22 protein-coding genes are annotated in these 23,908 nt (G+C 47.3%); 7 read left to right on the forward strand and 15 right to left on the reverse strand.

The window, feature by feature from the left end:
* Positions 1–411 precede the first annotated feature (411 nt).
* Positions 412–1,212: a DNA-binding transcriptional regulator GadX gene (gene gadX, locus A7589_RS19870; protein WP_001191771.1), complete on the forward strand. Its 801-nt coding sequence runs from the start codon at positions 412–414 to the stop codon at positions 1,210–1,212.
* Between the two features lie 382 nt (positions 1,213–1,594).
* Entirely contained in the window at positions 1,595–2,323 is a 729-nt protein-coding gene (gene gadW / locus A7589_RS19875; protein ID WP_000951546.1) for an acid resistance transcriptional activator GadW, read from the forward strand.
* Between the two features lie 353 nt (positions 2,324–2,676).
* Here the strand turns inward: gadW and mdtF are convergent, their stop codons facing one another.
* The 4 genes from mdtF to hdeD all read right to left on the reverse strand — a co-directional run bounded on the left by mdtF (position 2,677) and on the right by hdeD (position 9,165).
* The gene (gene mdtF / locus A7589_RS19885; RefSeq protein ID WP_108188977.1) at positions 2,677–5,790 is read right to left on the reverse strand and encodes a multidrug efflux pump RND permease MdtF; all 3,114 of its coding nucleotides are present in this window, start codon (positions 5,788–5,790) and stop codon (positions 2,677–2,679) included.
* A 24-nt stretch (positions 5,791–5,814) separates the two neighbouring features.
* Positions 5,815–6,924 (reverse strand): multidrug transporter subunit MdtE, encoded by a 1,110-nt coding sequence (mdtE, locus tag A7589_RS19890; protein ID WP_309246982.1) that lies wholly within the window; start codon positions 6,922–6,924, stop codon positions 5,815–5,817.
* Between the two features lie 411 nt (positions 6,925–7,335).
* Entirely contained in the window at positions 7,336–7,863 is a 528-nt protein-coding gene (gadE, locus tag A7589_RS19900; RefSeq protein ID WP_000576683.1) for an acid resistance transcriptional activator GadE, read from the reverse strand.
* Positions 7,864–8,595: 732 nt separating this feature from the next.
* The gene (gene hdeD / locus A7589_RS19905) at positions 8,596–9,165 is read right to left on the reverse strand and encodes an acid-resistance protein HdeD (protein ID WP_000965661.1); all 570 of its coding nucleotides are present in this window, start codon (positions 9,163–9,165) and stop codon (positions 8,596–8,598) included.
* A 254-nt stretch (positions 9,166–9,419) separates the two neighbouring features.
* On the opposite strand from hdeD, the gene hdeA reads away from it, so the two are divergent.
* The 3 genes from hdeA (at position 9,420) to A7589_RS19920 (ending at position 10,906) form a co-directional block, all read left to right on the forward strand.
* Entirely contained in the window at positions 9,420–9,752 is a 333-nt protein-coding gene (hdeA, locus tag A7589_RS19910) for an acid-activated periplasmic chaperone HdeA (RefSeq protein WP_000756548.1), read from the forward strand.
* A 116-nt stretch (positions 9,753–9,868) separates the two neighbouring features.
* Entirely contained in the window at positions 9,869–10,195 is a 327-nt protein-coding gene (gene hdeB, locus A7589_RS19915) for an acid-activated periplasmic chaperone HdeB (protein ID WP_016158878.1), read from the forward strand.
* 63 nt (positions 10,196–10,258) lie between these two features.
* On the forward strand, positions 10,259–10,906 hold the full coding sequence (locus A7589_RS19920) for an MgtC/SapB family protein (protein WP_016231541.1): 648 nt from the start codon (positions 10,259–10,261) through the stop codon (positions 10,904–10,906).
* Between the two features lie 52 nt (positions 10,907–10,958).
* Here A7589_RS19920 and A7589_RS19925 read toward each other — a convergent pair whose 3' ends face one another.
* The 6 genes from A7589_RS19925 to shuT are packed head-to-tail and all read right to left on the reverse strand — an operon-like array spanning position 10,959 to position 16,180.
* On the reverse strand, positions 10,959–11,729 hold the full coding sequence (locus A7589_RS19925) for a heme ABC transporter ATP-binding protein (RefSeq protein WP_000622220.1): 771 nt from the start codon (positions 11,727–11,729) through the stop codon (positions 10,959–10,961).
* Complete coding sequence (gene shuU / locus A7589_RS19930) at positions 11,726–12,718, reverse strand: heme ABC transporter permease ShuU/ChuU (RefSeq protein WP_000910395.1); 993 nt, start codon at positions 12,716–12,718, stop codon at positions 11,726–11,728. Before shuU ends, A7589_RS19925 begins: the two co-directional genes overlap by 4 nt.
* 51 nt (positions 12,719–12,769) lie before the next feature.
* Positions 12,770–13,393: an anaerobilin reductase gene (gene chuY / locus A7589_RS19935; protein ID WP_000189340.1), complete on the reverse strand. Its 624-nt coding sequence runs from the start codon at positions 13,391–13,393 to the stop codon at positions 12,770–12,772.
* Positions 13,393–13,887 carry a heme utilization cystosolic carrier protein HutX gene (gene hutX, locus A7589_RS19940; RefSeq protein ID WP_000020032.1) on the reverse strand — a complete coding sequence of 165 codons (495 nt, stop codon included), beginning with the start codon at positions 13,885–13,887 and terminating at the stop codon, positions 13,393–13,395. The genes chuY and hutX overlap by 1 nt, the downstream gene beginning before the upstream one ends.
* Before the next feature lie 12 nt (positions 13,888–13,899).
* Positions 13,900–15,237 carry a heme anaerobic degradation radical SAM methyltransferase ChuW/HutW gene (gene hutW, locus A7589_RS19945; RefSeq protein ID WP_001056418.1) on the reverse strand — a complete coding sequence of 446 codons (1,338 nt, stop codon included), beginning with the start codon at positions 15,235–15,237 and terminating at the stop codon, positions 13,900–13,902.
* Between the two features lie 19 nt (positions 15,238–15,256).
* Positions 15,257–16,180: a heme ABC transporter substrate-binding protein ShuT gene (gene shuT / locus A7589_RS19950; protein WP_024257436.1), complete on the reverse strand. Its 924-nt coding sequence runs from the start codon at positions 16,178–16,180 to the stop codon at positions 15,257–15,259.
* 775 nt (positions 16,181–16,955) lie between these two features.
* Here shuT and chuA point away from each other — a divergent pair.
* Together chuA and chuS are read left to right on the forward strand one after the other, a co-directional pair.
* Positions 16,956–18,845, forward strand: a complete 1,890-nt coding sequence (gene chuA / locus A7589_RS19960; protein WP_309245441.1) for a TonB-dependent heme/hemoglobin receptor ChuA/ShuA — start codon at positions 16,956–16,958, stop codon at positions 18,843–18,845.
* Between the two features lie 48 nt (positions 18,846–18,893).
* Positions 18,894–19,922 carry a hematinate-forming heme oxygenase ChuS gene (chuS, locus tag A7589_RS19965; RefSeq protein ID WP_001017204.1) on the forward strand — a complete coding sequence of 343 codons (1,029 nt, stop codon included), beginning with the start codon at positions 18,894–18,896 and terminating at the stop codon, positions 19,920–19,922.
* A gap of 61 nt (positions 19,923–19,983) precedes the next feature.
* Here chuS and A7589_RS19970 read toward each other — a convergent pair whose 3' ends face one another.
* The 5 genes from A7589_RS19970 to arsR form a co-directional block, all read right to left on the reverse strand.
* Positions 19,984–20,514, reverse strand: coding sequence for a helix-turn-helix domain-containing protein (locus tag A7589_RS19970; protein ID WP_000478613.1), 531 nt, complete (start codon positions 20,512–20,514; stop codon positions 19,984–19,986).
* 141 nt (positions 20,515–20,655) lie between these two features.
* On the reverse strand, positions 20,656–21,222 hold the full coding sequence (gene slp / locus A7589_RS19980) for an outer membrane lipoprotein Slp (RefSeq protein WP_001044202.1): 567 nt from the start codon (positions 21,220–21,222) through the stop codon (positions 20,656–20,658).
* Positions 21,223–21,607: 385 nt separating this feature from the next.
* Positions 21,608–22,033 carry a glutaredoxin-dependent arsenate reductase gene (gene arsC / locus A7589_RS19985; protein ID WP_000065789.1) on the reverse strand — a complete coding sequence of 142 codons (426 nt, stop codon included), beginning with the start codon at positions 22,031–22,033 and terminating at the stop codon, positions 21,608–21,610.
* 12 nt (positions 22,034–22,045) lie between these two features.
* Complete coding sequence (gene arsB / locus A7589_RS19990) at positions 22,046–23,335, reverse strand: arsenite/antimonite:H(+) antiporter ArsB (protein ID WP_010357270.1); 1,290 nt, start codon at positions 23,333–23,335, stop codon at positions 22,046–22,048.
* Between the two features lie 54 nt (positions 23,336–23,389).
* Positions 23,390–23,743: an As(III)-sensing metalloregulatory transcriptional repressor ArsR gene (gene arsR / locus A7589_RS19995; RefSeq protein ID WP_000008959.1), complete on the reverse strand. Its 354-nt coding sequence runs from the start codon at positions 23,741–23,743 to the stop codon at positions 23,390–23,392.
* Positions 23,744–23,908 lie beyond the last annotated feature (165 nt).

Consider the following 23,908-nt stretch of genomic DNA (forward strand, 5'->3'; position numbering starts at 1 on the left):
AATTGCAGGGTATTGCTCATCAAAATAGCTTTAAACATACCTGATAACAGGATGCTATAAGGGACCTCAGCCCCGGCTGGCAAGCCGGGGCTGAGAGTTCGGTCAGAATATAACCCGGAAATATTGGTTTATATTCATATTGTTATTAAGTTGTATAAAGTATGAATGTTTATAAATTATAATGGTATAAGTGAAATATCACCTTAAGGTATTATTCGCCTGGTATTCATTATCTTGCATTTTTATCTATGCATTTTTGTATTATAAATACCATAATACTGCGCAATTTATTCCACTCATTATCCTTTTTCTTACCGCTTCGTTTAAATTTATACGCCAGTAAATTTGACTTAGATATAATGCGTGCTACATTAATAAACAGTAATATGTTTATGTTATATTAAGTCAACTATGCAATCACAACATGGCACTTGTCTCATTGCGTACGCAACACATAAATATATTCTCACCGTGGCTAATGGTGAATATCGCTATTTGAATGGCGGTGATTTGGTCTGCGCGGATGCAAGTCAGGTTTTAGTTTCTAACTCCTTAGAAAATTTAGTATTTGTCACGAAGGAAACGCTTTCATTATTTCTCCAGATGCTCAAGGAGGAGGCATTAATTTTCCATGCTCATAAAAAAGCACCTTCGTTAATTATTCACCACTGCGCCAAAGAAATTCCAGTTTTTCAGGAAGTTGCACAACTCTCGCAGCAACATAATCTCCGCTATGGTGAGGTATTGCGCAAAAGAGCATTAATATTTGCATTATTGTCAGTTTTTCTTGAGGATGAGCAGTTTATACCGCTACTTGTGAACATATTACATCCCAATATGCGCACGCGAGTTTGTACAGTTATCAACAATAATATCGCTCATCAATGGACATTATCACAGATCGCCAACGAGTTACTGATGAGTCAGAGTCTGTTAAAGAAAAAATTGCGTGAAGAAGATACGTCTTATTCACAACTGCTCACCGAATGTAGAATGCAGCGTGCATTACAACTTGTTGTAATGCCTGGTATTCCAATAAAACGTGTAGCAATGTCCTGTGGCTATAACAGCATGTCATATTTTATTTACGTTTTTCGAAATTATTATGGGATGACACCCACAGAGTATCAGGAACAAATAGCACAAGGAAGGTTCAATGGCGACTCAATGACAAGGCTTGTTACAGAGGAAAATTTTATAGTTCGGCTGTAAGAATAAGATTACAAAGTCTGCCCGAACATAAAAAAAACCCGGCATAGGGGACCGGGAAGAGGATAGTCTGCCGTCTCCAGACTAATAAACCGTTATAACACTCCCTGTTGGCACGGGAAACTTTTGTGCTCTCAGTAAGTTAAATATAACGTTTGCTGGAGATAAGATCAGCCAAATTTTTATAAACATAGGCTATACGATTTTTAAAAATATAATTTTATTGTATTTACTTACTTCCAATTAACTGTTATGCAAATTTGCGTAATAGGTAAATTATGATCCTACTAAATATGGCAGTTTTAGCCCTGAGGAACAGTCAGGCATCATTTCATCAGTATACTGAAATTGAAATAATCGCAGTAATGGAATATAAGGGATAGTCATGGCTCATGTTTGCTCGGTGATCCTCGCCTGCCGTTCGTTCGATATTTATCATGAACAGCAAAAAATATCGTTGAACAAAGAGAGTATTCTACTACTGGAGAAAAATTTGGCAGACGATTTTTCGTTTTGTTCACATGATACGCGACGTCTGGATATCGATGAGCTGACGGTTTGTCATTACTTACAAAATATTCGTCAGGCACCACATAATTTGGGGCTACATAACAAAAATCGTTTATTAATTAACCCAGAGCCGCCCATGCCTCTGGTGATAGCGATTTTTGATAGTTTTGCTAAATCCGCTGTAAATTCTCCGATATTGAGCAATATGCTCTATCTTTCCTGCTTATCAATGTTTTCTCATAAGAAAGAGCTTATACCCTTACTTTTTAACAGTATCAGCACTGTCTCGGGGAAAGTTGAACGTATTATTAGCTTTGATATAGCCAGGCGTTGGTATCTGCGTGATATCGCAGAAACAATGTATACCAGTGAGAGCTTAATCAAAAAAAAGTTGCAGGAAGAAAATACTTGCTTCAGTAAAATATTACTCGCCTCGAGGATGTCGATGGCCAGAAGACTACTTGAGTTACGGCAAGTTCCTCTACATACCATTGCTGAAAAATGTGGGTATAGCAGTACGTCGTACTTTATAAATACATTTCGACAATATTATGGCATCACACCACATCAGTTTGCACAGCATTCGCCGGGAACCTTCTCCTGATTTTGGGTATTGGTCAGGATCTCACACTCGCTGCATGTAAAACTCTTTCCTGATTATCTCTGCCGGAACCAACGGCAAGTTCTCTTTGGCAGTTCGCAAACGGGTATTAGTATTTTCAGGAGGAAAAGACGCAGCATGTTTGGGATTATTAAGCTAACAATTCATATAATTACGGGAATGCTGGTCTGTATTGTGCTGTTCAAATTGATGACCAATGGCTGGAGTGGTTTCTACTTTCACTGCTGTTTGTTAAGTCTGGTATTCCTCACGATTAGCTGGTTGTTGAGTAGTGAGTGGTTGCGAGGAAAGAGTAAGGCCGAACGCTCATGTTCAACCTTACTCTCATTCATACGTTACGCTTTTTTAAAGCGGGCAAAGAGATGTTCCACAACGACAAAAAAGACGGGAACGAAGTAAATTGCCAGCACAGTTGCTGCAAACATCCCCCCCATAACGCCTGTACCTACCGCGTTTTGTGCGCCGGAACCTGCGCCATGACTGATAACCAGCGGCAGTACGCCAAGAATAAAGGCCAGAGAGGTCATGAGGATTGGGCGTAAACGCATCCGCGCCGCTTCGATAATCGCTTCTACCGGCGTCTTCCCTTCTTTCTGCATCATCTCAACCGCAAATTCGACGATCAGGATGGCGTTCTTGGCGGAAAGCCCGATGGTGGTCAGCAACCCGACCTGGAAGTAGACGTCATTGCTTAAGCCGCGCAGGTCAGTTGCCAGTAATGCACCAATGACACCCAACGGTACAACTAACATCACCGAGAACGGAATTGACCAGCTTTCATACAGCGCGGCGAGGGCGAGGAACACCACGACCAGTGAAATGGCATACAGTGCGGGAGCCTGGTTGGATGATAACGCTTCCTGATATGACAGCCCGGTCCAGGAGTAGCCGACGCCCGCCGGAAGTTTAGCGACCAGATCCGCCATAAATTTCATCGCGTCACCGGTACTTTTCCCGGCAGCGGCTTCCCCTAAAATCTCCATCGACGGAATGCCGTTGTAACGTTCCAGTCGCGGCGAACCGTAGGTCCATTCTGTTGAAGAATATGCAGAAAGCGGAGCCATCGTGCCAGAGGCGTTGCGTACATACCATTGGTTGATGTTGTCTGGCAGCATACGGAAGGGAGTTCCAGCCTGGACATACACTTTTTTCACACGCCCCTGATTGAGGAAGTCGTTGACGTAGCTACTGCCGAAGGCGGTAGAGAGGGTCTGGTTGATATCAGACAGTTCCACGCCCATCGCTTCGGCTTTCGCGGCGTTGACGTTCACTTTGAACATCGGCGTATCTTCCAGGCCGTTCGGGCGAACCGCTGTTACCTGATCGGGTGATTGTGCTGCCAGCGACAACAACTCGTTTCTCGCCTGGGTCAGCTTTTCGTGCCCCAGGTTGCCGTTGTCCAGTAGTTCCATATCAAAACCTGATGCTGTACCCAGCTCCGCTACCGCAGGTAAGTTGAACGGGAAAATCATCGCTTTATTGATACTGCTCAGAGCCACCATTGCCCGCTGAATGATTGCGGTCACCGAGTTTTCTTCGCCGACGCGTTCAGACCACGGCTTGAGGCTGATAAACGCCAGACCGTTGTTTTGCCCCTGACCGCTGAAGCCAAAGCCGCCAACGGTAAACACCGACTGGACATTATTTTTCTCTTTGGTCAGATAGTAATCAGTCACCTGTTGCAGCACTTTCGTGGTGTTAACCATGGTGGAACCTGACGGTAACTGCGCGGTGGTCATAAAGACCCCCTGATCCTCTTCCGGTAAGAAAGAGGTCGGTGTCCGCAGGAACAGTACCGCCATCCCGGCACAAATCAGTAGGTAAACCACCATATAGCGACCAGTGCAACGCAGCAGTGAGCGGGTGCTGTCGGTATAGTGCTGAGTCGATTTTTCAAACAGATGGTTGAAGCGTTCGAACAAGGCGTTCGGTTTGTGACCCCCTTCCGGTGCGGCTTTCAGAATGGTGGCGCAAAGTGCCGGGGTCAGGCTCATCGCCACAAACACCGAAAGCAACATGGAGGAAATCAGCGTAATGGAGAACTGGCGATAAATTTCCCCGGTCGCGCCGCTCATAAAGGCCATTGGCATAAACACGGCGGACAGAACAACGGCAATCCCGACCAACGCACGCTGGATTTGCCCCATCGATTTATGCGTCGCTTCCTGCGGCGGCAGTTTATCTTCCGCTATCACGCGCTCGATGTTTTCCACCACCACGATGGCGTCATCCACCAGAAGCCCTATAGCTAACACCATCCCGAACATGGTGAGGGTGTTGATGGTAAAACCGACCGCCGACAAAATCGCGAACGTACCGAGAATAACCACCGGCACGGCGATAGTCGGGATAATCGTAGCGCGAATGTTTTGTAAAAACAGATACATGACCAGGAAGACGAGGATGATCGCCTCAACCAGCGTTTTGAAAACTTCCTGAATTGAAATTTGGATAAACGGCGTAGTGTCGTAAGGATAAACCGTCTTCAGGCTGGCGGGGAAATAGGCTGATAAGCGGTTGAGTTCTGCTTTTACTGCCCGCGAGGTATCGAGCGCGTTTGCCCCGGTAGCCAGTTTGATGGCGATACCGGCGGCAGGTTTGCCGTTATAGCGCGCCACGGTGGAATAATCTTCCGCCCCCAGCTCGACGCGAGCAACGTCGCGCAGCAATACTTGCGAACCATCTTGCTGAACTTTCAGCAGGATTTTGCCAAATTCTTCCGGCGTTTGTAGGCGCGTCTGCACAATGATTGAGGCATTCAGTTGCTGGTCTGCCGCCTGTGGCATCCCCCCCAGTTGACCGCCGGAAATCTGGTTGTTTTGTACTTTGATTTGGGAAATAACATCAGAAGGAACGAGATTGTATTTATTGAGTTTTTGCGGGTCCAGCCAGATACGCATGGCGTACTCTGAACCAAAGAGCTGTACGCTACCGACACCTGCGGTACGGCTGAGTGGATCTTTAATATTAGAAGCCACATAGTCCGCGATGTCGTACTGGTTGAGGCTGCCGTTATCAGAGATAAACGCCGCCACCATCAGGATATTGCTGCTCGATTTATTGACGCTAATTCCTTGTTGCTGTACCGCTTCGGGGAGCGATGGCATGGCGAGTTGCAGTTTATTTTGTACCTGAACCTGCGCGATATCGGGCGATGTTCCCGTCTCAAAGGTCAGGGTGATGGATGCATTACCTGCTGCATCGCTGGTTGATGACATATACATCAGGCCATCAAGCCCATTCATATTTTGCTCAATCACCTGAGTGACTGAGTCTTCTACCGTTTGCGCATCAGCGCCCGGATAGGTGGCGCTGACGGTGATAGTCGGCGGCGCAATCTGCGGATACTGCGCAACCGGTAAGTTCATGATCGCCAGACCGCCTGCGAGCATCAAAATAATGGCAAGTACCCAGGCAAAAACCGGGCGATCAATAAAATAGTTAGCCATGAAAGTCCCCTTAAGCCTGCAACGTTATTGTTTCGATTCGGTGCTGGCGTTTTCCTGGCTGGAGGAAATTGCGCGTGCCTTGATACCCGGATGTATGCGTTGCAAACCGGAAACGATCACCCGATCGCCAGCTTGCAGGCCAGAGGTAACAACCCACTGGTTTCCGATAGCTTTGGTCGCGTCAATTTCGCGTAACTGCACGACATCGTCTTTATCCAGAATGAGCGCCGTCGCTTTACCCTGAGCGTTGTGGGTAACACCTTCCTGCGGCACCAGTAACACATTCTGGCGGCTACCTTCATCCACTAATGCTGTGACGTACATGCCTGGCAGTAAGTCACCATTTGGATTGGGGAAAATCGCACGCAACGTGACGGAACCCGTGGTTTCATCTACCGTCGGGTCGGAAAATTTCAGCGTGCCGGTCTGGCTGTAACGTTTGCCATTTTCCAGATTAAGCTGCACAGGCGTACTGCCCTGAACCTGTTTGATCTGCCCACTGGCGACTTCCTCTTTCATGCGCAAAAAATCTTGCACTGACTGGGTGAGATCGACATAAATCGGGTCAAGACGCTGCACGGTAACCAGGGAATCAGCTTGATTAGCGGTAACTAATGCGCCGACGGTCACCGACGATTTTCCGCTGACGCCCGTAATCGGCGAGGTGACATTTGCGTATTGCAGATTGATCGTCGCCTGCTCAACAGCCGCTTTGGCGACGGTGACGTTGGCTTCTGCTTCATTCAGTTGGGTGCGCGCGGTGTCGTAATCCTGACGGCTAACGTAGTTGGTCTTCAGCAACGATGCCTGGCGGTTAAAGGTGATGCGGGCATTGCTGGCGGTGGAGAGAGCTTTCGCCAGCGAACCTTTGGCGGAGTTCAGCTCTGCCTGTAAAGGTGCAGGATCAATCTGATACAGCGAGTCGCCCTGGTTAACTTTATCGCCTTCGATAAAGTTGCGTTTAATGATAATGCCGCCTACCTGGGGGCGTATCTCGGCAACTTCATAAGGAACAGTTCTGCCGGGCAGTTCGCTCATCACATTGACCGAACCGGGAGAGAGTGTCACCACACCCACTTCAGGTGTCATCGCGGCGGCATTTTCCGTCGATTTGTCATCGCAGGCGGTGAGTATCGCGCCGCAGAATAACAACGGTATTAACAGTATTCTTTTTCTGTTCATTTTAGTCCCTGAAAACTCGTGAGAAATAACGGTTCTTTGAATTGCGTGCGGGGAGAGGTATGAGGGATTTACAGACCAGCGGCATAATGCAAGTCATGAGCTTGTAAGCCTGTGAGAGAGCATGTAGGCAGAGCGACCAATATCGTGATCTTAATGGCAAAAAAAATGTTGCCGTTCTGCCGACAGTCTCTGTCTGCATCCGGGCAACGAAGGTTTCTACTGGTGGATACACAAACCAGGGGAATAAGTTCGTTTTCGCTTCTCCTTGGGTTATCACCGGGAGTAATGGAGTCAGCATTTGCATCCCTCGTCATGCCAGCCATTAATTTCAAACAATTATCGCTGGGTCACTTCGGCGCCTTATTAAAAATAAGAAGAAATTCCCAGAGTCACGATGTCGCTCATACGTCTCAGTTTCAGCTTGTACATGATATTGAATTTCTGGATCTTTAACGTTTGCTGCGAAATATTTAGTGTTGATGTGATATTACTTTCATTTTTGTTTTTCAGAATCAGTTGCATAATTTTGAATTGATTATGCGAGAAACATAATTGAGAATTCTTATGGGGTAAGTGTTTTCCATAAGTAATATCAATCAGGTTTTTAATACTTTCTTTGCGGCTGATAAAATAAATAGGCGACTGACTTTTCAGTTTACTGATGTGATAAGGTGCCAGAACAATGATTCTTTCGGCATCTAATTTCTCAAGAAACTTAATAGCTTCTTCATCAAGGATATGATTATGATAGGTATCAATGATCACCTTGAATGGTTTGTTGCCTATGCTTTTGAGCTCTGACAGGGAATTGATTTTTATCATTTCGTGATTATCTTTCAACTGCAAAAAGCCCTGTAAAAGAAAAGAATCCTTCGTCATGAGAAAAATCATAACTTGCTCCTTAGCCGTTATCGTTTCGAACATGCTGTCCTTTTCATTATTTACATCCATGTCCGAATATGGTGTTCAATATAGTAAACGCCTATAAGAACCTTGCCCTTCGTGAACTAATACGTCTATTAACACTAATCAAAACTTCAGATTTAGCCATCATCTGGTCCATATATTGATCCTAGGTAAGATTCCTGGTTGTTATTGATTTGTAATTAATAAACAAAACATTAACACGCTGCGGACTTCTACCCAAGAATAAGTTATAAATAATCCATTTGTGATCTCTGAAGAATATTACTAAAGTTAAAGCGTAATCCGATTTAAATATTGAGTCTCCTTGTTTCTATTTAAGCTGGCAATTGGATTGCCAGCTTTCTTTTAGTGCATTGATAGTGAAAAAATAAACTCTGTAATATTTGTTTATCTACCTATAGCATCGATGTTTATGGAACCTTCAGTTCACTTTCTCACAGCACTTCTAAAACATTAAACCTGACAACGAAAAATATCAGCCATGATAATGTTTGAAATGGCTAATTCGCCGTGAAATAAATAAAAAATACAAAAATTTCAGATAGTTGATTTAATCGCTGTGCGCGATTTATTTCAACGATAGTACGTGTTTTATCAAAGTAGCTATGCGGTGGTGTGGGTATTAGCCACCTCATAATCATTATGCGTGACTATGAGGCAGGCTAAAAAATAGAGCGGAGATACGTCGGCTAGTTATTATTTTTTAACGAACAAACTAGCAAAACTGAACAGGCTGGCGGCGCTAAATATGAGTTCGATCCCTACCAGGGTAGATACCAATGTCACAGAAACCATCGGTGTTGCGCCAAGGAATATCCAGGCAATGACGATATCCAGCACACCAATAACGAGTTGTAGCCAGCTACCTTTCATTGAACGCTGACGATACCAGCTCATCAGGCGAATAACCCCTGCGACGCAGAACAGACCCGCAATAAACGCTGCAATGGCGAAAATCCCTAGCTCCGGTGCGCGGATAAAGAAATAGCCGATCAATAAATAGGCTACTGCCACGAGGAACCCCGATAATACAGGCCAGAAATTATGACTGCGGTTGCTGAATAATCCAACAATAAGTGCAATGCCCGAGCAGATTAATAATACGCCAACTACCGTGCTTAGAATATCACCAGAAACAAACGGGAAACTGATACACAGTAAACCGACGATGAACAGCAGTACTGCAATAAACTGGATCGCTCTGCGATGCTTCTTAAGCATATCCAGATCAAACTTCAAAATTGTTGCCTTATCTATATATAACATAGGACCACCCTATAAATTTAAGAAGGAAAACCCCTGCTATCAATCTATGCCAAAAATGCATCTGAGAATGCAGTTGATTTAATAAAAATTTCCTAATTACCGTGCTTGATGACCGTGTAACTTGTTGTATTAGAATAAAAATATCTGATTTTGATATTTTGTCTCAACATGACATACCCAGAAATCCAGGTTATAACCTCAATGTCGAAATTGATTCGTGACGGCTCTTTCACTTTATAGTTGAGGATATTACGATGAAAAAAGTATTAGGCGTTATTCTTGGTGGGCTGCTTCTTCTACCTGTAGTGAGCAATGCAGCCGATGCGCAAAAAGCAGCTGACAATAAAAAACCTGTCAACTCCTGGACCTGTGAAGACTTCCTGGCTGTAGACGAATCCTTCCAGCCGACTGCTGTCGGTTTTGCTGAAGCTCTGAATAATAAAGACAAACCGGAAGATGCGGTTTTAGATGTTCAGGGTATTGCAACCGTAACCCCTGCGATCGTTCAGGCTTGTACCCAGGATAAAAAAGCCAGCTTTAAAGATAAAGTTAAAGGCGAATGGGACAAAATTAAGAAAGATATGTAATTACGGGAATGCGTTACATCGTATTTCCTTAAATATTGAACAGGCCGGAATATCTTGCTTATAAAGCAGGTAATCCTCCTGTTCATATATCAATTATTTATTGAATGGGTTGTAAAATGAATATTGCATCTCTACGTAAAGCCATTGTTTTCGTTGGCGCTGTAGCGGCACTGTCACTGGTTAATGCGCAATCTGCACTGGCAGCTAATGAATCGGCTAAAGATATGACTTGTCAGGAATTTATTGACCTGAATCCGAAAGCGATGACACCTGTTGCATGGTGGATGCTGCATGAAGAAACGGTTTATAAAGGTGGCGATACTGTAACCTTAAATGAAACTGACCTGACTCAGATCCCTAAAGTGATTGAATATTGTAAGAAAAATCCGCAGAAAAATTTGTATACCTTTAAAGATAAATTGGCAAATGTCCTGCCGAATTAACAGGAATAAAGCAAAAAGGAGTAGCAAGCCGAGCCATCTTGCTGCTCCTTTTTGCGTTTTTATATGACTACCGAATTTATTATTCGTTTGATCCTGGCCGCAATTGTTTGTGGTGCTATTGGCATAGAAAGGCAAATACGCGGCAAGGGTGCTGGTTTACGTACTCATGTCTTGATTGGCATGGGCAGCGCGCTGTTCATGATTGTGTCGAAATATGGTTTTGCTGATGTGCTGGCGTTGGATCATGTCGGGCTTGATCCCAGCCGTATTGCCGCTCAGGTCGTCACTGGCGTCGGATTTATCGGTGCGGGGAACATCCTCGTTCGCAATCAAAATATTGTCGGTTTAACGACCGCTGCGGATATTTGGGTAACGGCAGCCATTGGTATGGTGATTGGTAGCGGCATGTATGAACTGGGGATTTACGGTTCCGTGATGACCTTGCTGGTGCTGGAAGTCTTCCATCAATTAACCTTCCGCCTGATGAACAAAAATTACCATTTACAGCTGACGTTAGTGAACGGTAATACGGTATCAATGCTCGACTGGTTTAAGCAGCAGAAAATAAAAACAGATTTAGTTTCGTTGCAGGAAAATGAAGATCATGACGTGGTTTCCATTGATATCCAGCTTCATGCCACGACGTCGATAGAAGACCTGTTGCGATTATTAAAAGGTATGGCAGGGGTGAAAGGCGTTTCAATTAGCTAATCTGTATCGTTATTTATTCGGCAGGAGTACCAGAGCGGTACTCCTGTTGGTTTTAATGATCGAGGACGATCAGTGGTGAGTGGTTGGCAGGATCTTTTAACACGGTAATATCCGCGCCATAGAGCATTGTCAGCGCCTGTTGTGTCAATACGTCCTGCGGTTTGCCATTTGCGACAACCTTTCCTTTTTGCATCAAAACAACACGGTCAGCATAACGGGCTGCAAGATTAAGATCGTGCAATACGCAGCAGACGTTAAATTGCCGTTCGCGAACTAACTGGCGTAATAAACGAAACAGATGTTGTTGATGGTGAATATCCAGCGCCGACGTCGGTTCATCAAGAAATAACCATTTCGGTGAGGGGACAGGTTCCCAGAGTTGCACCAGCAGGCGCGCTAATTGCACACGCTGTTGTTCACCGCCGGATAATTGCCGGTAGTCGCGGTTAGCGAGTGCCTGACAGTCGCATAACGCCATAATCTGCACCGTTTCACCACTCTGATTGCCGGTACGATGCGGATGCCGCCCCATCTGGATAACTTCCTGTACGCTGAATGGAAATGCCATGTGGCTATTTTGACGCATCACGGCCCGGTGTTTCGCCAGTTCGGTGATTGACCATTCATTTAATGGCTTATTAAACAACCGGCATTCGCCGCTATCAGGTTGAAGGTAGCCGGTTAGCTGGCGAAGCAGCGTGGATTTTCCCGCGCCATTAGGGCCGAGAATGGCAACAATTTCTCCGCCGGGAAAAGTCAGCGAGACATTATCAGTCAGACGCCGTCCATGAAGGCTATAAACCAGGTTTTTGGCGCTGATCATGTGATCCTCCGGTTACGCAGAATCAACCACATAAAATAAGGGCCGCCAAGCAGACTGGTTAATAATCCCACGGGCATTTCTGCTGGCTGTACCAGCGTGCGGGCAAGCGTGTCTGCCATCAGCAATAAACAGGCGCCGGCGAGGGCAGAGCAAGGGATTAACCAGCGGTGATTTGCCCCGGTCGTCATGCGAATCAGATGCGGGATCACCAGGCCAATAAAGCCGATAATGCCGCTTACCGATACGGCAGCGCCAACCAGCAGTGAGCTAATCAACAGTAATTGCTGGCGTTTACGCTTTACGTTGACGCCGAGGTAATGGGCTTCTTCATCACCAAGCTGGAGTAAATTTAGCGTTCCGGCGAGACAGGTTGTTGCCATAATGGCTGGCAGAATGAATGAACTGGCGACCAATAACGTCGGCCATTGCGCCTGACCGAGATTACCCATCATCCATAATGTCAGTTGTCGTAGCTGCTGTTCATCGCCGATATAGCTCAGTATGCCGATCGCCGCACCGCACAGGGCATTGATGGCGATCCCGGCCAGTAACAATTGCATCATGCTGCCATCGCGATGGCGCTGTGTGATGAGAAAAATGACGGTACAGACCACTAAACTGCCGGCGATGGCAAACACCATTTGCTCATAGAGCACTAGCACCACTGGGAAGGAGAAGGGTAGCACAATAGCAACGCCAACCATTAATGCAGAACCGCTACTGACGCCAAGTAATCCTGGGTCAGCCATTGGGTTGCGAAAAAGCCCCTGCATAATCACCCCGGCGGTTGCCAACGCTGCGCCTACCAGCACTGCCAGTAAAACGCGAGGCAGGCGAATATTCAGCCAGATATCGCGGTATTCCTCATCAAAAAGGGCATCAAAACTGATCTTTAACGCTCCCTGACTGGCACCGAACAGCACCAGAGCAAGCAATAATAGTGATAGCCCCATAAAGACACTGGCGGAAGAAAATGAATCCTTGAGCACGCAAAACTCCATTACGACATTACGGCGCGGATATTCCGCGCCGGGAGGGGATTACGCTGGTTTCAGATCTGGTTCAATCAGACTGTAGATCTGCTTGTTGAGTGTCGGCTGACTGGCCAGTTCAGCAATATGTGCAGCGACATCGGCACGGCGGACAAAACCATGGCATTCCTGATTTTGTATCCGTAACGCTTTACCCGTTGCTGCGCCATCAAGCAGACCGCCTGGACGGAGAATGGCGTAATCAAGTTGGCTGGTTTGCAGCCAGCTTTCCGCCAGCGTTTTTTCCCGTACCGCCTGACCAAACGCGGCTTTGGCGCGATCCGATAAAAACGGCCAGCTATCTCCGCATCCCAAAGAGGTCACCAGAATCATGCGCTTGATACCGGCCTTTTCGGCCTCATCAATCACTGTTCTGTGCGCCAGATAATCCTGTGCGCCACCCATTGTTGAGATTACAAGCGCATCCGGGCCAGCCGCGCGGCAGGCCGCTGCGACCACGCTGGCATCACAGGCGTCGCCTGTAAAAACCTGCACACCTTGTTGTGCCAGTTTAGCCGCAGCGTCTGTACGGCGAACGACAGCAACGACCGGACGTTGTTCCGCCAGCGCCAGTGCAAGTGTTCTGGCTCCAACTCCCTTTCCGCCTGCGCCAAAGAGTAGCCACGGCGTCATCAGGCATGTTCCTTCAGAGATGCCGCCAGAGCATGGAAGGCGCTGACTTGTTCGCTCAGGAGTTGACGATGGTCATCCCTGCCGAGGAAGATTTTCAGCATGGCGCTGCCTTCCTTATTGAAAAAGAGAATAGAGGCAGTGTCCATGCCCATGAATTTACGTTCGATTAAGGCAATATGTGTGCAGTTTTCTGCTTTGATATGCCCGGACATGCCGTGCTTTCCGCGTAGGTTGAAATAGCCGTGACGATGGAAACCCGAAGGCAGTTCTCCGCTAAATTCAAGGATCACATCGGCAGTATGCACCAGCGTGGTGACGTTGCCCCATTCGCAGACGGTATCCCAGACAGTATCGAATTTATCGCCTGACACGACCGTCGGAGAGGGCAGATTTTTCACTACCTCCAGCAGTGTGGTGTTGTATTGTTCGGCGATCGCTTCCAGCGTACCGTCTGGCTCCGTTTTCAAAAATTCCTGTAACGAGACATGGCTCATAAATCACTCCTGTTATGGTTTTCCAAGCGCAATCGCTGGCGCATTAAGTACCTGAATCAGTTCATTAAGAGACTGCAAAATATTGCTTGCCCAGAAACGACCTTCATTGGTCAGCCGCAGGCAAGTTGAAGCATCGCGGCTTAAGCCTTTTTGGTGCCACTGAGCCAGTAACGGCGCGAGTTTTTCGGCATGTGGCGTAAGTTCGTCCAGTGGTACACGCGCCGTTTCAATGCCCGACTGCAAGGTATGACGCCACTGCGCGTTACGTTCGGCGTTACGCATGATCATCATCAGCGGTTTTTTGCCTGCCGCGACGGATTCATGCCAGGTCTGAAGATTACGTTCGTTCATCCAGGAGTAACCATTAACCGAACCGCCAGCGCCGGAACCAAAGGCCAGACAATCGGCACCCTGTTTAATCAGCAGGTTATAGAGATTACGTTCGCGTGTGGTGCGACCCCAGTGGCTGTTACTGATGCAGCGCCAACCGGCATCGTCCATGAAGTCACACCCTTGCAGATAGAGATCGCGACGTTCTGCCGGAGAGGGCACGGTAGTGCGCCCGTTTTCCACGGCTTTGCCCAGCGGCGTGTTGGGCAGGACATTGAGCGCATAGAGATCAACGCCATCGAGACCGATATCGCGGGCAATAGCCAGATCTTCTCCCCAGGTTTGCGCATCCTGACCTGGCAGGCCGAACAGCAGGTCGCACACCACCGCAGCACGGTCGCGTTTGACCAGGCTTTCCATAAACGCAATGGCGGTCGGACCATCAGAGGTGCGTGCCATTTTCTTGCGGATTTTGCTGTTAAATGACTGAATACCAATCGAGAAACGATTTGCTCCTGCGTCAAGGCAAGCATCGATTCGATCAGCATCAAAATTCAGTACCCGGCCTTCAATGGTGATTTCACAATCGGGTGCCAGCGGTAATTTCTCTCGTAGTGTGGTGATGATTCTGGACAAATCGCGCGCCGAGAGCGCGGAAGGTGTGCCGCCACCGAAATAGACCGCGTGGATGGGTGCGGACTGATGCAATACGCTGTCTGCCTCCAGCTCGATTTCTCGAATCAGGGCATCGGTGTAACGAGCGCACGCATCTTCGTTAAAACGATTCTGATAAAAACCACAAAACGTGCAGTGTGTCGCGCAAAAAGGAATATGCAGATAAACCAGTCGTTTACGAGGTGAAGTCGTTTGACCAATCATCTCTTGCCAGGTTTGTGCCAGTTGTTCTTTGGCGACCGGAATGGCCCCACGAAACGGCATCATGGCGCGCCTGTCTTTAAATGGCTGGTCTCCGTCTAAAGCAAAATGTGGCGTGAGATCCAGGGTGTTTTTCATGTTCATACGTCTGATTTAAATCCGTTTATTGCGGCCAAAGCTGCTGGTGTAAAGATTCAACGACATCAGCAATACGCGGGCCCATTCCCAGAATCAGGTTTTGATCAACGGTGATAATGCGCTGGTTCTTCCAGGCGGCGGTGTGGGTAATTCCGGCAATAGAACGCAGCCGATTAATATCGCCATCGACCATTTGTGAGGTGACGACAATCACTTCAGGGTTAGCCGCAATCAGCGATTCCGCGCTGTAGCTTTTGTACTGCTGGTGGGTAGCGACGTTTTCTGCACCGGCAAGCGACAGAATGGCGTCTGCGACGCTGCCTTTACCGGCAACCTGTGGCGCACTGCCGCCTGCGGAGAGAATAAACATCGCTTTAACCGGAGCTTTTTTGGCCGCCACGCTTTGCCGTACCCGCTCCAGGCGTTGGTTGATCTGTGTCACCAGCGCGTCGCCTTGTTCAGGAACCTGTAACGTTTTCGCCAGTTGGCGAATGTTGGCGTACATCTGCTCAAGGGTGGCGGGCACACGCGGTAGGGTGACGACGTTGACCTTCTGCGCCCGTAGCTGGTCGAGCACAATTTGCGGCCCGGCATCCTGCCAGGTAATTACGCTATCCGGGCGAAGTGACAAAATGCCTTCACTGCTCAGTTGCTTCCAGTAGCCAATATGCGGCAGTTTGGCGGTTTCTGGTGGATAAGATGTCGTTTCATCGACACCAACCACGCGGTTGCCAGCACCCATCGCGTAGATCAGTTCCGTCAGTGACCCTCCAGCAACCACGATACGTTCGGTCGCCGTTGCGCTAAAAGCCCAGCTAAGAGCCAGTACTGCGGTAAACAGTTTTTTCATGGGGATATGTTTTACCGTGGTCTTCGCGGAAGAGGCCACGGTTGAAATACATAACGTTAGTGGGGAAAAAAGACACGGCCTGGTGGTGATCCTTGGCATCATATGAGAACTCTTATCAAATTGAGAATGATCATGATTATCATTTGAGTTATATATGAAATACCACCATCGATTCAATACGCAAGGCGTTACAAGCGTATTTATTTTTGATTTTTATCAAGATGATTCGTCAGCTAATGTTATTGTTACCGACTAAATTTGAGGGCGGGGAAAAGGCGAAATACCAGCAATGTTGCGGGTTGCAGGGCAAAGAGATAGCAAAATTATTGCAGTTAACGATAAAGATTCGTTACGGCACGGTGGGGCGAATTGTGACAAGGAGTCTGTGGTTGATGAGACATAAACAGATTTTATAACCCCCTGTTTAGTGTGTTAATAGCGGTTAAAAAAAGCTTGATCATAAAAAATTTATCGATAATAATTCTCATTATCAAGTTGGTATTTAACAACACATGATCATATGGATAATGAAAGTATAACTTTTGTAAGGGATAACGCACTGCACTCTTCACTCCAGACGTGGTGTACCACCAGACCTGATAAAGAGGGCGTGTATTTGCGCAATTGTCAGAAATACCAGGTAATTTCACGGGATATAAACGCCAATTAACTCACCTGGCTAATACTATCGCTTTGAATCGTAAATAAATTTATTTTCGCCAGCCACCCCGGTTTTTACCCAGGCAGCCAGCATTTTTTATTTTCCTCATGGAGAATCGCTATGTCACGTCCGCAATTTACCTCGTTGCGCTTGAGTTTGTTGGCTTTGGCTGTTTCCGCCAGCTTGCCGACGATTGCTTTTGCTACTGAAACCATGACTGTTACTGCAACGGGGAATGCCCGCAGTTCCTTCGAAGCGCCAATGATGGTCAGCGTTATCGACACTTCCGCCCCTGAAAACCAAACGGCCACTTCAGCCACCGATCTGCTGCGCCATGTTCCTGGGATTACTCTTGATGGTACGGGACGCACAAATGGTCAGGATGTGAATATGCGTGGCTATGATCATCGCGGCGTGCTGGTTCTTGTCGATGGTGTTCGTCAGGGAACTGATACCGGACACCTGAATGGTACTTTTCTCGATCCGGCGCTGATCAAACGTGTTGAGATTGTCCGTGGGCCTTCGGCATTACTGTATGGCAGTGGCGCGCTGGGAGGGGTTATCTCCTACGATACGGTCGATGCAAAAGATTTATTGCAGGAAGGACAAAGCAGTGGTTTTCGTGTCTTTGGCACTGGCGGCACGGGAGACCATAGCCTGGGGCTGGGCGCCAGTGCTTTTGGGCGAACTGAAAATCTGGATGGTATTGTGGCCTGGTCCAGTCGCGATCGTGGTGATTTACGCCAGAGCAATGGTGAAACCGCGCCGAATGACGAGGCTATCAACAACATGCTGGCGAAAGGAACCTGGCAAATTGATTCTGCCCAGTCTCTGAGCGGGTTAGTGCGTTATTACAATAACGACGCGCGTGAACCAAAAAATCCGCAGACCGTTGAGGCTTCTGATAGCAGCAACCCGATGGTTGATCGCTCAACGATTCAACGTGATGCGCAGCTTGCTTATAAACTCGCCCCGTTGGGCAACGACTGGTTAAATGCCGATGCAAAAGTTTACTGGTCGGAAGTCCGTATTAATGCGCAGAACACGGGGAGTTCCGGCGAGTATCGTGAACAGACAACAAAAGGTGCCAAACTGGAGAACCGTTCCACTCTGTTTGCCGATAGTTTTGCCTCTCATCTGCTGACATATGGCGGTGAGTATTATCGTCAGGAACAACATCCTGGCGGTGCGACGACGGGCTTCCCGCAAGCGAAAATCGATTTCAGCTCTGGCTGGCTGCAAGATGAGATAACCTTACGCGATCTGCCGATTACCTTGCTTGGCGGAACCCGCTATGACAGCTATCGCGGTAGCAGCGACGGCTACAAAGATGTGGATGCCGACAAATGGTCGTCTCGTGCAGGGATGACTATCAACCCGACCAACTGGCTAATGTTATTTGGCTCGTATGCGCAGGCATTCCGCGCCCCGACGATGGGCGAAATGTATAACGATTCTAAGCACTTCTCGATTGGTCGCTTCTATACCAACTATTGGGTGCCGAACCCGAATTTGCGTCCGGAAACCAACGAAACTCAGGAGTACGGCTTTGGGCTGCGTTTTGATGACCTGATGTTGTCCAATGATGCCCTGGAATTTAAAGCCAGCTACTTTGATACCAAAGCGAAGGACTACATCTCCACTACCGTCGATTTCGCAGCGGCGACGACCATGTCGTATAACGTCCCGAACGCCAAAATCTGGGGTTGGGATGTGATGACGAAATATACCACTGATTTGTTTAGCCTTGATGTGGCCTATAACCGTACCCGTGGCAAAGACACCGATACCGGTGAATATATCTCCAGCATTAACCCGGATACTGTTACCAGCACCCTGAATATTCCCATTGCCCACAGCGGCTTCTCTGTCGGTTGGGTCGGTACGTTTGCCGATCGCTCAACACATGTCAGCAGCAGTTACAGTAAACAACCGGGCTACGGCGTGAATGATTTCTACGTTAGTTATCAAGGACAGCAGGCGCTCAAAGGCATGACCACCACTCTGGTACTGGGCAACGCCTTCGATAAAGAGTACTGGTCGCCGCAGGGTATCCCGCAGGATGGTCGTAACGGAAAAATTTTCGTGAGTTATCAATGGTAATCATCTGCCCCGATATTTCGGGGCGTTTATCTGGAAGGAAGAGAGACAATGAACCACTACACACGCTGGCTTGAGTTAAAAGAACAAAATCCCGGAAAGTACGCGCGTGACATCGCAGGTTTAATGAATATTAGCGAAGCAGAGCTGGCATTTGCCCGCGTCACGCACGATGCGTGGCGGATGCGTGGCAATATTCGTGAAATTCTGGCGGCACTGGAAAGCGTTGGCGAAACCAAATGCATTTGCCGGAACGAGTATGCTGTTCATGAGCAGATTGGTGCTTTCACGAACCAGCATTTGAACGGTCATGCCGGATTAATACTCAACCCGCGCGCGCTGGATTTGCGACTGTTTCTCAATCAGTGGGACAGTGTTTTCCATATAAAAGAAACCACGGCTCGCGGCGAACGCCAGAGTATTCAGTTCTTTGATCATCAGGGCGATGCGTTACTGAAAGTTTATGCCACCGACAATACTGACATGGCGGCATGGAGCGAGCTTCTGGGGCATTTTATCGTCGAAGAGAATACGCAGCTTGAGTTAAAAGCCGCTGATGCGACTGCCGCACAAACCGACGTAGATGCCAGTGTGGTCGAGCAAGAGTGGCGGGCGATGACCGACGTTCATCAGTTTTTTACGTTGCTCAAGCGCCACAACCTGACTCGTCAGCAGGCGTTTAATCTGGTGGCAGACGATTTGGCCTGCAAAGTGCCCAACAGTGCGCTGGCGCAGATACTGGAATCCGCCCAGCAAGACGCTAATGAGATCATGGTATTTGTTGGCAACCGTGGTTGCGTACAGATCTTCACCGGTGTGGTTGAAAAAGTTGTGCCGATGAAAGGCTGGCTGAATATTTTCAACCCAACGTTTACTCTTCACCTTTTAGAGGAGTGCATTGCTGAAACCTGGGTTACTCGTAAACCCGCCAGTGACGGTTATGTGACCAGTCTGGAATTGTTTGCCCATGATGGTACGCAGATTGCGCAGCTCTATGGTCAACGTACAGAAGGCGAACAGGAGCAAGCGCAATGGCGTAAACAGATTGCGGCATTGACGCAGGAAGGTGTTACTGCGTAAAGCGTAATTGTGCGGAGGTCTGGCGGTCGCCGGGCCTCTTTATAAATATCAGCTGGCGAGTTCAGACCAGATAATCAATATGTTGATGACGTACCAGTTCGTTGATCCGCTTAAGGTTAAGAATCATCATAATATTGTGTTTATGGCAATAGAATGTTTTCAGCGAAATTTTTAATTTCCCCAGAATATCTTCCGTCGTCATTTGATTAGCAATGCAGGTCAGAACCTGATGTTGTTTGCATGAGAGTGACACATCCGCTTCTGGCACAGAACAGTAACTGCCATTAAGCAGCGCGACAAAGTCAATAATCGTAATATTTCTCTGGACAAAGGTTACCGGGACTTTCCCCAGACAACGTTTAATATTAAACGGTGAGAAAACAATGACATGAACAGGCTTCAGATGTTCAATTTTGTTGAGTATTGAAGAATGAAAGACATTATTCATTAACGTGTCAATAATCACTAAGGCATTCTGATGCAATGTTAAGTCGATCTCTTCTTCGTTCTGTATATGAACGACATTACCCTTACTTAAAATATTTTTCATGGCGGTGAAAAACATTGTATCCCTGGTAATTATAAGAAACATAACCGACTCCTGTTGCGGACATTAACTTTATAATCAGGTGCCAAAGGTAATAAATAGAGAGGATATTATAATTATAGTTATATATAAATATTCATACTAAAGATGCAGATATTTGAAAAATATCTGCATCTTTAAACTAAATCATTTCACCAGTTCTGGTGTTACCTGGCTAACCGCATTAGTGTAGTAAGGTGCGCCCCAGCCTGGTTCAGGCCAGAATGCGCCGTAGCCGTAATCCCACAGGTTGTAGGTGGTGTTGACCACTTCTCTCAAATGCCACACCTGAATACCTTGTACATTCACGTCAACGAAGTTATACGGGACTTTATTGATAAATCCAGGTTGTTCGCCCTGAATTGTGCCGAGAACGGTAACAAAGTGATTGCGGTAGTTCACTGGGTCAAGGAAGCCATTTTGTCTGGCGAGCAGGCGACCCTGATAGTTGGCTTCAATTTCAGGTTTGGCATAGCTATCCAGCGGTAATACGGCGATTTCTAACAACGTATCTGTTTTGCCGTTAATAACGTTGATAACCTTACCGCCAAAGCGTGCCTGTTGACCAACATACAAATTTGGTTGGTTATGAACAGCAACAAAACTTTTTTGAATATCAGGTTGGTTATTGCCTTTGATATTTTGCGGAATCGAACTACATGCGGCAAGAAAAAATGAAAGGCTGAAGATGAGTGCACCTTTTGTCTTGTTCATGTTACTATCCTTATCAACAAATGTTAAAACCATAATAGATATTTCTTTATAGTTTTCATCCGATTCTTAGGCGATATGCCTGATAGTAACGTAAACCTGTCTGATATTTATATCCTTGAACATTAGTCCCGGATAGCATTGACATATGAAGTTATTATCCGCCTCCTTGTAATATTAGTTCTTTATTTAATTATTATAATGAGTTTATTTTTTCTCTCATGTTACATGGAGTACTAATTATTAGCATTATGGTGATAACCATTTATTAAAATGGAAACTATTTATCCGCGAGGGCAGGAAGCGCTATTTACTGAAATTGCGCGATCATGCATCCGGTAAGAAATGATACGCGTTCGTCAGAGATTGGGGGCACAGCCCCCTTTGTTTATTTTAATCGTTTACCCGAATCATCAACCACTTTCTCGCCATCTTCCTTGCTGAACGCGCCTTTTTGCGCATCTGGCAGGATCTCCAGCACCACTTCCGAAGGACGGCAAAGACGGGTTCCCAGCCGCGTTACCACGATTGGACGGTTAATCAGAATCGGGTGTTGCAACATAAAGTCGATTAACCGATCGTCAGTAAATTTATCTTCTGCCAGACCCAGTTCCTCATACGGTTCAACGTTTTTACGCAGCAGGGCGCGAACAGAAATTCCCATATCAGCAATGAGTTTTACCAGCTCATCACGAGTCGGTGGGGTTTCCAGATAATAGATAATGGTCGGTTCTGTACCGCTGTTGCGGATCATCTCCAGCGTGTTACGCGACGTGCCGCAGGCCGGGTTGTGATAAATGGTAATGTTGCTCATATCAGTATCTCATTACAAAGTGAAAGAGAGGCGTAGCGCCAGCGCCACCAGCGTTACAAACAGTACCGGCAGGGTCATGATAATTCCTGTGCGGAAGTAATATCCCCAGGTAATCGTCATATTCTTCTGCGAAAGTACGTGCAGCCAGAGCAGCGTTGCCAGGCTACCAATAGGTGTAATTTTCGGCCCCAGATCGCAGCCAATAACGTTGGCGTAAACCATCGCTTCTTTGATCACACCAGACGCCGTGCTGCTATCAATAGACAACGCACCAACCAGTACCGTAGGCATATTGTTCATGATCGAAGAGAGGAAGGCGGTCAGGAATCCGGTGCCCAGCGTCGCCGCCCACAGGCCGTTATCTGCCAGTACGTTGAGTACGCCAGAAAGGTAATCTGTCAGTCCCGCATTGCGCAGGCCATAAACCACCAGATACATACCTAGCGAGAAGATGACAATCTGCCAGGGTGCACCGCGCAGCACTTTACCCGTATTGATAGCATGACCGCGTTTAGCGACGACAAATAATATCAGCGCGCCCACTGCCGCAATGGCGCTTACCGGAATGCCGAGTGGTTCCAGGACAAAAAATCCCACCAGCAGAAGCAGTAAAACAACCCAGCCAGTTTTGAACGTAGCAGGATCTTTAATCGCTTCGGCGGGAGATTTCAGCAGCGCCATATCGTAGTTCTGCGGAATATCTTTGCGGAAATAGAGATGCAACATCACCAGGGTAGCCAGTATCGCGGCGATATCCACCGGCACCATTACCGAAGCATATTCGCGAAAGCCAAGACCAAAGAAATCTGCCGAAACGATATTCACCAGGTTCGAGACGATAAGCGGCAGGCTGGCGGTATCGGCAATGAATCCGGCCGCCATCACAAACGCCAGCGTAGTGCCTTTACTGAAACCTAATGCCAGCAGCATGGCGATGACAATCGGCGTTAAAATAAGCGCCGCGCCATCATTGGCAAACAGAGCTGCAACGGCGGCACCGAGCAGGACAATCCAGGTAAACAGCAGGCGACCACGACCATTGCCCCAGCGTGAAACGTGCAGCGCCGCCCATTCGAAAAAGCCGGACTCATCCAGCAGCAGACTGATGATAATAACGGCAATAAATGCGGCAGTTGCATTCCAGACGATATTCCACACCACCGGAATATCGCCCGGATGGACCACGCCTGTAACTAACGCCAGTATTGCGCCCAGCGTTGCACTCCAGCCGATGCCTAAACCTTTCGGCTGCCAGATAACCAATACGATGGTCAGGACAAAAATAGCGCCTGCCAGTAACATAATGCCTCCCGGATAAAACACATGCGAAAATCCATATGTGTTTAGCTAAATTTTTTAACTGCAAATGTTCTTACTGTCTACGGAACAATTTTGTCGAGCCAGGTTGCGGACAATCGCCTGAACCTTTTCCTGTTCACATCGCCAGGCCTCATCAATAATTTTCGCCGCCCATGCTGGAATATGCGGCGATAGGCGGTAATGAACCCACTTACCTTGCTTGCGGTCCAGCAATAGCCCGCTTTCACGCAGCAATGCCAGATGGCGGGATATCTTGGGCTGCGACTGATCGAGGGCAGTGCAGAGATCGCAGACGCATAACTCTCCCAGTTCGCTAAGCAGTAAAACGATGCCCAGACGGGTTTCATCAGCAAGAATTTTGAACAATTGGATGGGTAACAGAAATGACATATTGCGCTCCTGATTGTTGCAGGTAGTGTCTCTCTTCGAAGCGGATAAGTCAAAAACATATATGACTTAACGAATGTGTAAGTGCAGAAGAAGGTAATAGGTGTGAATTTTGAGTTGGCTATTCATTTGAAAGGAGGTCTGAATCAGGACGTAAAAAAACCGACT

The organism is Escherichia sp. MOD1-EC6475 (assembly GCF_003046645.1).
GTDB classification, from domain to species: domain Bacteria; phylum Pseudomonadota; class Gammaproteobacteria; order Enterobacterales; family Enterobacteriaceae; genus Escherichia; species Escherichia ruysiae.